Origin of the sequence: uncultured Hyphomicrobium sp. (assembly GCF_902826555.1) — a bacterium.
GTDB lineage: Bacteria > Pseudomonadota > Alphaproteobacteria > Rhizobiales > Hyphomicrobiaceae > Hyphomicrobium_C.
Genome location: NZ_CADEFI010000067.1, coordinates 1 through 10,288 on the forward strand (window position 1 = coordinate 1; position 10,288 = coordinate 10,288).

The following is a 10,288-nucleotide window of genomic DNA, read 5'->3' on the forward strand; positions in this document are numbered from 1 at the left end:
CCTCGACTTCACCGCTAACGGCGTCTCCGGAACCGAGGACTTCGAGGATCTGCACCTTTATGCGCTTGGTGGGGCCATATTCTTCTGACGTCTCAGCGCGACGTCACTCTTCTCCCGCAGTGGACCTTGGGGGCGATCACGATCGCCCCCTTTTTTCTTTGCTGCGCTTCAATCGTGGCAGAGGAGGAGGTGGACGCTTTTCGGACCGTGGGCGGGGCGAACGATGATGCCGCCGACATCTGCCGTACGCGAGGGGCCGGAGATGATGTTGACGGTGCGCGGCCAGCCGGGAGCGCCGGCCCGTACGCGGGCCCAGGCGTCCTCCGGGTAATCGACAACGTCCGACGCTCTCAAGACGATGACGTGGACATCGGGGAGGAAATTCAACGTCGTTGGGGATGTGGGATCGGACCGCATGACGATGCTGCCCGTTTCCGCTATGCCAGCGACGGCCATCGTGACGCTCATCGGCTCTTTCCGCCGACCGGCGCCGATGTTGACGTGCCAATCGGCTGGCCATCCCAGATGCTCCAGCGCAGGCGCGACGCTGATGTCGGGGGGCGCGGACGTTTGCGAAAGAAGGGCGCGGACCGCAGGCACCAGCATTTGCAGCGACGCAATGCGTTCGACGGTTATGAGATTGGCTTCCGCCTTGGCGATGAACTGCCCCAGCCGATCATCGCTGACGCGGGGACGCGGGGCGGCGGACGGCTGCGTCAGACGCTTCTCGAGCTGCGCCAGATCCTCTTCGGAGCGTCGGTTGCCGCCGACTGCTTCCCTGATCCGCGCCAACATATCGTCGCGTCGACTTTCGCTCACCGTTGTGGGTTCCTTTTGGCCCACGCCGCGTGGAACGTCGTCCCTTGCGGCGCCGGCATGTCACGTCCCGCTGTCCATCCCCCTGCGAACGGAAGCCGCGTGAGGCGTCCGCTGGACTTTCCGAACAGCCTCAGAACTGCAACGCCGATGCGTGTTGAGACACGGTAGAGCGCGGGATGGGTCGCGAGCCAGGCCCACAGACCGATACCCCAGCGAACCTTGCTCTTGATGAAACCGGCTTCCCATTGATCGTGCCGCAAGCGCCGCAAGAGATCGGGCAGGGGGATTTTGACCGGACACACCTGCTGACAGCGTCCGTTGAGCGTGCAGGCGTGGGGCAGCTCGCTTGCCTTCTCGTGGCCGGCGATCATTGGTGTCAGCACGGCGCCCATGGGGCCTGGATACACCCAGCCATAGGCATGTCCGCCGACCGACATGTAGACAGGGCAGTGGTTCATGCAGGCGCCGCAGCGGATGCAGCGCAGCATCGGCCGGAACGTTCCGGCCAGCATCTTCGTTCGTCCATTGTCGATGAGCACGACGTGGTACTCATCGGGTCCGTCGGCGTCTCCGGGCCGGCGCGGTCCGGTCGACAGCGTCGTGTAGCTCGTGATCTCCATGCCGAGGGCGCTACGCGCCAACAGACGCAGGAGAACCGCCGCGTCGTTCAGCGTCGGTACAACCTTCTCGATTCCGGCCGTCACGATATGCACGCGGGCCAGCGTCGAGGTGAGATCGCCGTTGCCCTCATTGGTGACGATGATGTTGGATCCGGTCTCGGCGACGAGGAAGTTCGCGCCCGTGATGCCAATGTCGGCGGCGAAGTATTTGTCGCGCAAGATGCTTCGCACCTGCCCGATCAACTCTGCCGGATCTGTTTCGCGCTCGTCGAAGCCGTGGGCCCGATGGTGCTTATAGAATAGGTCGGCGATGTCGTCCGTCGTCTTGTGGACGGTGGGCATGACGATGTGGCTCGGCGCTTCCTTGGCGAGCTGGACGATGTATTCGCCCGCATCCGATTCCACGACCTCGAGACCGTCGGCTTCGAGCGCCTCGTTCAGCCCGATCTCCTCGGACACCATCGATTTGCCTTTGACGACGCTCTTGGCGCCGGCGCGCGTGCAGATCTGGCGCACGATCCGGCACGCCTCGTCTGCGTCCGCGGCCCAGTGGACGTGTCCACCCTGCCGCACAACCTCTCTCTCGTAGCGCTCTAGGTAGAAATCGAGGTTGTCGAGGGTGTGATCCTTTATTGCGGCGCCGGCCTCGCGCATGGCCTCGTATTCCGGCAATGCGGCGACCGCGCGCGCGCGGGCGGCAACGAAGCCGCGCTTGAGGTTCGAAACCGATTTCTGGAGGCTTGCGTCGGCGAGCGCCTCCGAGGCGCGTGTGCTGAAATTCCCGTCCTTGATCTGCATCAGCCCTTCTCCGGATCACCGATGCCGGCCTGATCCGCCATTCCGGCGAGCACCTCCGCAGCATGGAAAACACGGACCGATTTTCCGAGGCGCCGCAGCCGTCCGGCGATGTTGAGGAGACAACCGAGGTCGCCGCCAAGCAGCGTATCGGCGCCGGTCATCTCGATGTTACCGATCTTGTCGGAAACCATCTTCACGGAGATGTCGGGGTATTTGACGCAGAAGGTGCCGCCGAAACCGCAGCACGTCTCGGCGTCCTGCATCTCGGTCAGAGTGAGGCCGTCGACTGCGGATAGAAGCTGGCGCGGCTGATCCTTGATGCCGAGGCTGCGAAGGCCGGAGCAACTGTCGTGGTAGGTGGCAGCGGCTCGAAACGTGACGCTCTCCAGCGCGACGCCGCGGACGTCGGTCAGAAATGACATCAGCTCGTGGCTGCGCTCCGCGAGATCGCATGCGCGCTCGTTCCAATGCGCATCGTCCTTGAACATCACCGGATACTCCTTCCGGATCGTGGCCACGCACGATCCGGAAGGGCCGACGACGTAGTCGTATCCAGAAAATGCCTCGATGACTTGCTTGGCGATGTTCCGTGCCGAAGCGGCGTCGCCGCTGTTGTAGGCCGGTTGTCCACAGCAGACCTGCTGTGCCGGTACCTCGACGAAACAGCCCGCATCCTCCAGAAGCTTGACGGCCGCAAAGCCGATGCTCGGGCGGAAGAGATCGACCAGGCAGGTGACGAAGAGACCGATGCGCGGCCTGTCGGTCCTGGATGTTGTGACGTCGATTTGGGTCATCGAGACGAGTTGTCAGCGTGGGTTACGGTGCGAGCAAAGTGAAGGGCCAGAGGTAGGCTTGCGCGGATACGAGCAGGCCGACAAGAACGGCCAGGGCTACGCTGTGGAAGAAGACAAAGCGCAGGATCGTTCCCTCGTGTCCGTACCATTTGGTGGCCGTGGAAGCGACGACGATGCTTTGGGCGTCGATCATTTTGCCCATTACGCCGCCGGAGCTGTTGGCGGCGGCCATGAGCACGGGATTGATGCCGAGTTGCTCGGCACTTACACGCTGCAGACCGCCAAAGAGGACGTTGGACGCGGTGTCGGATCCCGTCAGCGCCACGCCGAGCCAGCCGATCAGGGTCCCAAAGAAGGGGTAAAGCCAGCCGGTGTTGGCGAGGAGGAGGCCCAGCGTGGCGTCGGTGCCCGAGTAGCGGGTGACAAAGCCGATCGCGAGCATACCGGCGATCGTGATCAGAGAATAGCGAACGAGATAGAGCGTGCGCCCGTATGTGCGCAGCAGCTGCCATGGCGTGCGGCCCAGGACCAGACCCGAGAGAAGAGCGGCGATCAGGATGCCAGTGCCGGTCGCCGAAAGCAGGTTCAGGCTATAGATGGCCGTTTCGGCGTGAGGCGTCGCGACGACTGGCGGCACCTTCTGCACCAGGCCATCGAGACCGGCGACGGGATGTTTGTAGACCCATAGGCTGTCCAGGAACGCTTTGACCTGCGGTGTGCCCCAGAGGAACACGCATACGCTCAGGAGCAGCCATGGCGTCCATGCCCGCAACAGGGTGGCGCGCGGTATGGTGTCGGCGTCGGCGCGCGTTTCCGGGGCCGCGGGCGTCACCGGGCCGCCGTCGTGGTCCGCCATTTCGTGCGCAGGTTTCCAGACTTTGAGGAAGAGGGCGAGAGATGCCATCGAGACGACGGCAGCGATGATGTCGACGAGCCACGGCCCGTGATAGTTCGACACCAGGTACTGGGGAATGGCGAATGACACGCCTGCGACGGCGATCGGCGGCCATACCTCAAGCATGCGGCGAAAGCCGACGTACGCCCAGATCACCCAGAAGGGGACGATGATCGAAAACAACGGCAGCTGCCGGCCGATCATGCCGGAGAGCTCGTGAAGATCGAGGCCCGTCACGGCAGCCAGCGCGATGACCGGGGAGCCGAGCGCGCCAAAGGCAACGGGTGCCGTATTGGCGATGAGCGACAAACCCGAGGCGGCGAGCGGCGCAAAACCCAGACCCATGAGCATGGCCGCCGTCACGGCGACGGGGGTGCCGAAGCCTGCCGCTCCCTCGAAGAAGGCGCCGAGCGAGAAGGCAATGAAGAGCACCTGCATGCGGCGGTCGCTGCTGATGCCGCTGATGCTGCGCTGTACGACGGCGAAATCACCATTTTCGGACGTCAACTGATAGAGGAAGATGACGTTGAGGATGATCCAGCCGATCGGGAGCAATCCAAAAGCGGCGCCGTACGCCGCGGCGAGGCCGGCCATGCCAGGCGGCATGCCGAAAGCGAAGATCGCAACGCACAGTGCTGCGGCGAGCCCCAGAAGCGCCGCATAATGTGCTCTCACCTCAAAAAACGCGATTGCGCCTAAAAGAACGACCACCGGAATCGCTGCCACGCCGGCAGACAGCAGCATGTCCCCGAAGGGATCATAGACTTGAGACCACACGATTTTTCCACCCTATGACGGCAGGTCTGATCGATGACATGTCATCTTACCGCCCGCCTTGTTGGTCAATTTATTAGACCAGAATACCTAAAAGGGGAATAGATAGTTCCAATTGACAGATTTGGATTATCTATTACTCCTGTTGGATCTCTGGTTCGTTCCGCGTCTCTCAAGAGGCCGATTGGATGGAACAATGACCGAACGCATCAAGCCGCAGCGTGTCTCGGAGGCAATTGCGGATCACATCGAGAAGCTCATCCTGCAGGGCGTGCTGCGCCCGGGGGAGCGACTGACGCCGGAGCGCGAGCTTGCCGAAAAGCTCGACGTGTCGCGGCCTTCCCTGCGCGAGGCGATCGATATGCTCGCGGCGCGTGGACTGCTGATCACGACGCGGGGCGGTACGCACGTGGCGCAGTTCCTGTCGCCGCTGCTCAAGCCGCTGGCATCGCTGCTCGAGAACAATCCGCAGGTGACGGCCGACTATTTCGAGTTTCGGCAAGGGGTCGATGCTCAGGCCGCGCGCTATGCCGCCTTGAGGGCGTCCGATATCGACAAAGAAACGATCAGGTCGTGCATCGAACGCATGAAGAAGGCGCACGAGATCGAGGATCCGACGCAGGAATCGCAGGCCGACGTCGATCTGCATCTGGCGATCTACGACGCAGGTCACAATGCGGTCGTGATCCATATCATGAGAGGGCTCGCCGAGCTGTTGCGTACCAATATCTTTTACAGCCGCCAGCAGCTCTATGAGCGGGCCTCGGTTCGCGCGAAGCTCTTGGCACAGCATGTGGCGATTGCGGACGCGATTCTGGCCGGCAACCCCAAGGCGGCGGAAGCTGCCGCGTCCGATCATGTGCGCTTCACCTTCAATAGCGTGGAGGACATCCTTCGCGACAGCATGAGACTGAAGGCCTCTCTGCTGCGCGTCGAGAGAAACGACTATCTGGCGAGGTAAGAAGAATAACAACGCGCCCAGGTGAATGCAGTGATGCCTGTTGGGAGGGCGATATGAACGTGCTTGGCAAGGGAAAGACGGTGACGGGCCGATCTCCCGAGTACGCCCATACGAAGCGGATGATCGACGAGATCACGCGCGACGACGATGGCGCGACGCGTGGCCATGACGACGTTCCGAACGTCGTTTCATCTTCCTGGAAGCGCTGCATCAGCGAGTACAAGCTCGACCGGTCGCGCTACAAGGGGCCGGAAATCGTTACCACCAATGAGTTCAAGAGCGCTGCCGATCCGCTCGACATGCTCATCTACGTCGCCAAGCCCGAGATCGAGCAGCTCATGGGGCGGGTGGCGCCGTCCAACTACGTCATCATGCTTTCCGACTCCAACGGCATTGCGCTCGATGTGCTGAGCTCGGCGCCGCCAGATCAGGCTTTGCGCCGCGTGGGCGTGTGCGCGGGCGCCGATTGGCGCGAGGATCAAGCGGGCACGAACGGTATCGGAACGTCGATTGCCAGCAGTTGCCCCGTTACCATCCACCGTTCGCACCATTTCTTCATGACGTATTCCAATCTTACCTGCACGGCGGCGCCCATCTTCGATTCCACCGGGCGTGTTATCGCGGCGCTCGACGCCTCGTCGGTGGCAAACCTATCACCGGAAATCCAACCGCTGGTGCTCGACATGGTTTGCGCAACAGCGCGCCGGATCGAACGCCGGTACTTCCTGGAGCGCAATCGCGGCCGCACCATTCTGAGGATCGAAGCGGGGCTCGCCGGGGCGCAGGACGGCAACGGGATGATGCTGGCGCTGGACGACAACGGCTGCGCCGTCGAGGTTCTCGGGGGCAGCAGCGGCGATCTGCGCGTTGCCAACCGCGAGGCCATCATCGGCAGCCCGCTTTCCGATGTCATGGAGATCAATTGGCAGGACGTGGGACGCGGCAATGAGGAGTCGAGCGAGCGTATCGGCATCGCTCTCCTGAAGGATAGGCACCGTCCGTGTTTTGCAAGTCTTACGGTGCCGAGCGGCGCAAAAGGGCCGCGGGTCGCCAGGTCACCGGCCGCCACGCAGCGCGCCAGCAAACCGTTGGCGATCGCGCGTAACTGCAACCTGGATCTCGATGCTTTGGCCGGCAACGATCCGGTGATGGGCGAGCATGTGCGCACGATCCGCAAGCTCGTGGACAAGAGACTGCCAGTTCTCCTTCAAGGCGAGACCGGGACCGGCAAGGAAGAGTTCGCCCGCAGCATCCACGAGGTTGGTGCGCGCGCAACGAAACCGTTTGTCGTCATTGATTGCTCCTCCATTCCCGAAAGCCTGATCGAAAGCGAGCTGTTCGGCTATGAGACGGGGACCTTCACGGGTGCGCGTCGCGAGGGGCGTCGCGGACGCATCGCGGAGGCCAACGGCGGAACGCTGTTTCTCGACGAGATCGGCGATATGCCGCTTGCGCTGCAGACGCGACTTCTTCGTGTGCTTGCTCAGGGCGAAGTCGTGCCGCTCGGCTCTGCGAAGCCGATCAAGGTCGATTTCAATCTGATCTGTGCGAGCCACCAGGATCTGTTGAAAATGGTGTCGGAAGGCAGGTTCAGACAGGATCTTTACTATCGGATTGCCGGCATCCGGCTCGAGCTTCCGTCGCTCAGGGCGCGTGCCGACAAGGCGGACGTCATCCTTCGGGCATTGGATATCGAAGCTGCTCATATGGGTCTTTGTGAGACGCCGCGCGTCTCGCCGTCCGCATTCGCTAATCTTCTTGCACATCGGTGGCCCGGCAACATGCGCGAATTGCGTCTGGCGCTGCGCTATGCGCTGGCGTGCTCGGGCGACGAGGAGATTACGGAGAGCCGTTTGCCGGGGTGGCTTGAACCGGATGGCGCGGACGCCGCAGGCGACCTGGCGGGCGACGATGTTCCGTCCAATCCGGATTTGATCGAAGTGCTGGAACGCAACCGCTGGTGCATCTCCGACGCGGCGATCGAGCTGCGGGTCAGCCGGCAGACGCTGTATCGCTGGATCAAGAAGCAAAATCTCAATCGGCCATGTTAGTTCGCTCATTGGGTCGTGCGTCCGTATCATGAGTGTGCCTGTTCGTGATTTGCCGGTTGCAGCCCCCCGTTCCGGGCTGCTCACTGATGAGGATGTACTTCCCGCGCTTGTGACGTGGCATCGTGAGGGACTGCGCACGGCTTTGGTGACGCTGGTGGGCATCGAGGGTGCGGCGCCGCGCGCGCTTGGCGCGCAGATGGCGGTCGCGGAGGACGGACGTTCCTTCGGCTATCTCTCCGGCGGGTGCCTTGAGCAGGCGATCGTACTCGAGGCGCAGGATGTCATCCGCTCCGGCAAAAATCGTCTCGTGCGATACGGGCGGGGCTCGCGGTACATCGACATCAAGCTGCCGTGTGGCAGCGGGCTCGATATCTATTTCGATTGCACGTTGGGCTCCGAGCCGTTGAGCACGATGGCTGTTTATGCTGCGGCTCGCAAAAGCTTCGTGCTCAGGACACCGCTTACGGGCGGTGAGAGCCAGGTTGTTGCACTGGCGCGCGACGACAAAAGACGGGTCAGCGCGCGCGAGGGCGACGTGTTTTCACGCGTGTTCGTGCCCAGCGTTCGTCTCCTGCTGCTCGGCAGCGGTCCGGCATTGTCTGCCCTGGCCCTACTGGCCAAGGCGGTCGGCCTCGAGATCGAGATCTGGTCCTCCGACGCGGCGACGCTTGCGAACATCAGCGAGGCCGGGCTCGAAGCCTGCGCGCAGCCTCGTTTGAGCGACAGTGCCATCGATCGCCTCGATTCCAGCTCCGCGGTGGTTCTGGTGTTTCACGAGCACGACGTCGAGCCCGAGATCATCGCCCGGCTGTTGCAGCGTGACTGCTTCTATATCGGTGTTCTCGGCAACCGCGGCGTCCACAGGCAACGCGTGGAGGCTCTGGCTGCGCTTGGGATCGACGGCGCGGAGCTGTCCCGCTTGCGGGCGCCCGTCGGCTCCATTCAAGGCGCCAAGTCCAAGGCAACGCTGGCGGTTGGCATTCTCGCCGAGCTCATGGCCGAGGCCAAGGCCCGCAACCTCGTCGCGTGAGGGGTCTCACCCGTTGCCGCGCTTGCCAAGCGCCGGACATCGACCGCTGGTAGCGCCCAGCGGGGGCACGGGGCGTGGTCCGGTTTTTCCTCTATTCATCAGATGTGTGAATGTGCGATGTGTGAGTATAATCGTATTACGACGATCGCGAGACCTACAATTCAGCAAGCCGAAAGCGGGATGTCATGAGGCCGATAGGGAAAGCTCTCGCGTTGGTTTGCGCGGCTTCAGCAGCGTTGGTCTTGCCACCGCCATCGTTCTGCGATGACACATTCCGGTGCCATGGGCTTGCGTTCGCCCAAGCGCCAAACGACGCCGAAAAGGATGCTTTCGCCGCTGCCAAAGAGCTCGGTACCGTTGAGGCTTGGGAGGCGTTTCTCACCAACTATCCGAAAGGGTTCCACGCCGATCTTGCGCGGGCTTATCTCAAAAGGATGGCGGACACGCCTGCGGCACCTCCCCAGACCGCGACGCAGGGCTTCGACTATCCGATGACCGCGGGCACTTGGGGTGGGGTCGTCCGCTCGGGGCCGGGTCAGACCTACGAGAAGGTCGCCTCTCTTGCCGAGGGCGAAGAGGTCGTGCTGATGGCGCCGGGCGTGCCTGTGACGCCGAACGATTTCCCGTGGTTCAAGATCGCGTTCGGGGATGGGCAGAAGAACGGTTACATGTGGGGTGGCATCCTCTGTTCGACGGGATCTGAGCGCCCGGACCTGTTCAAGCTCTGCACGTTCACGCCGGTGCGTGGCGAGACGCCGGGCGATCACGGGCCGACCCCGGAGCAGACCTGCAAAGATGCCGGGAAGGACTACAACGGCTCCGAGTGCGTGCCCCGCAAGGCGAGCAAGCCGTCGAAAGCAACCATCGAGGGGCGTGCCAAAGCTGCTTGCGTCGATATCGGCATGCTTTATCTCAACGGCAAATGCGTGCCGAGGAAGAAGCAGGAGCGCGATCGCGCCGCGAAGAACAAAAACAAGGCTTGTCCGGCTGGCATGTACCGCAATCCCTACGGCAAGTGTCAGCCCAACGAGACGGGTGGATGATCGAGGCCGAGGTCCACGGCCTGAGGAAGCGAAGACAGCCCACGTAAAAAAGGACCTCTCCGGCGCGGACCGGAGAGGCAAGGTGGGTCGAGCAATCGATCAGCCGTGCTGGAGATAGACGGCCTGCGTTTCCGTGAATTCGTAGAGGCCGTGCTTGCCGTCGGTGCCGCCAATGCCCGACTTGCGCCGGCCGGCATGGAAGCCCTGCATGGCCTCGAAGTTCTCGCGGTTGATGTAGGTTTCGCCGAATCGAAGGTCGCGGCTGGCGCGCATGGCCGTGTTCAAGTCGTTGGTGAAGATCGATGACGTGAGCCCGTAGTCGGAGTTGTTCGAGAGTGCGATTGCCTCCTCCGCGCTGTCGACAATCTGGATCGGTAACACCGGGCCGAAGATCTCCTTGCGCATGATCTCCATGTCGGCGCGGCAGTTGGTGATGACGGTCGGTTCGTAGTGATAGCCGCGTGAGACGGAAGCGGGCTTGCCACCGGTGACGATCTGGGCTC

General features: G+C 62.7%; 9 protein-coding genes. 4 read left to right on the plus strand and 5 right to left on the minus strand.

Features of this window, described 5'->3' with window-relative positions; all coding sequences use genetic code 11:
- Window positions 1-168 precede the first annotated feature (168 nt).
- Genes QZV93_RS17180 through QZV93_RS17195 form a run of 4 tightly spaced genes read right to left on the minus strand, consistent with a single transcriptional unit; the run spans window position 169 to window position 4,706 of the window.
- Window positions 169-819 carry an LUD domain-containing protein gene (locus tag QZV93_RS17180; RefSeq protein WP_295559912.1) on the minus strand — a complete coding sequence of 217 codons (651 nt, stop codon included), beginning with the start codon at window positions 817-819 and terminating at the stop codon, window positions 169-171.
- Window positions 816-2,237, minus strand: a complete 1,422-nt coding sequence (locus tag QZV93_RS17185; protein ID WP_295559913.1) for a LutB/LldF family L-lactate oxidation iron-sulfur protein — start codon at window positions 2,235-2,237, stop codon at window positions 816-818. The genes QZV93_RS17180 and QZV93_RS17185 overlap by 4 nt, the downstream gene beginning before the upstream one ends.
- Window positions 2,237-3,031: a (Fe-S)-binding protein gene (locus QZV93_RS17190; RefSeq protein ID WP_295559914.1), complete on the minus strand. Its 795-nt coding sequence runs from the start codon at window positions 3,029-3,031 to the stop codon at window positions 2,237-2,239. Before QZV93_RS17190 ends, QZV93_RS17185 begins: the two co-directional genes overlap by 1 nt.
- Window positions 3,032-3,053: 22 nt before the next feature.
- Window positions 3,054-4,706 carry an L-lactate permease gene (locus QZV93_RS17195; protein WP_295559924.1) on the minus strand — a complete coding sequence of 551 codons (1,653 nt, stop codon included), beginning with the start codon at window positions 4,704-4,706 and terminating at the stop codon, window positions 3,054-3,056.
- 190 nt (window positions 4,707-4,896) lie between these two features.
- Between QZV93_RS17195 and QZV93_RS17200 the strand changes: the two genes are divergently transcribed.
- From QZV93_RS17200 to QZV93_RS17215, 4 genes are all read left to right on the plus strand, one after another.
- Window positions 4,897-5,661: an FCD domain-containing protein gene (locus QZV93_RS17200; RefSeq protein WP_295559916.1), complete on the plus strand. Its 765-nt coding sequence runs from the start codon at window positions 4,897-4,899 to the stop codon at window positions 5,659-5,661.
- Window positions 5,662-5,714: 53 nt separating this feature from the next.
- Complete coding sequence (locus QZV93_RS17205; protein ID WP_295559918.1) at window positions 5,715-7,712, plus strand: sigma-54-dependent Fis family transcriptional regulator; 1,998 nt, start codon at window positions 5,715-5,717, stop codon at window positions 7,710-7,712.
- A gap of 109 nt (window positions 7,713-7,821) precedes the next feature.
- A complete protein-coding gene (locus QZV93_RS17210; protein WP_295559919.1) occupies window positions 7,822-8,742 on the plus strand; it encodes an XdhC family protein in 921 nt (306 codons plus the stop codon).
- 242 nt (window positions 8,743-8,984) lie between these two features.
- Complete coding sequence (locus QZV93_RS17215) at window positions 8,985-9,785, plus strand: SH3 domain-containing protein (RefSeq protein WP_295559921.1); 801 nt, start codon at window positions 8,985-8,987, stop codon at window positions 9,783-9,785.
- 99 nt (window positions 9,786-9,884) lie between these two features.
- On the opposite strand, the gene QZV93_RS17220 is transcribed toward QZV93_RS17215, so the two are convergent.
- A partial coding sequence (locus tag QZV93_RS17220) for an aldehyde dehydrogenase family protein (RefSeq protein WP_295559923.1) occupies window positions 9,885-10,288 on the minus strand: 404 nt, incomplete at its 5' end.

Excerpts from the sequence above, each read along its gene's own strand:
- QZV93_RS17185 (WP_295559913.1), bottom strand. The coding sequence starts at position 2,237 with ATGCAGATCAAGGACGGGAATTTCAGCACACGCGCCTCGGAGGCGCTC.
- QZV93_RS17190 (WP_295559914.1), bottom strand. The coding sequence starts at position 3,031 with ATGACCCAAATCGACGTCACAACATCCAGGACCGACAGGCCGCGCATC.
- QZV93_RS17200 (WP_295559916.1), top strand. The coding sequence starts at position 4,897 with ATGACCGAACGCATCAAGCCGCAGCGTGTCTCGGAGGCAATTGCGGAT.
- QZV93_RS17205 (WP_295559918.1), top strand. The coding sequence starts at position 5,715 with ATGAACGTGCTTGGCAAGGGAAAGACGGTGACGGGCCGATCTCCCGAG.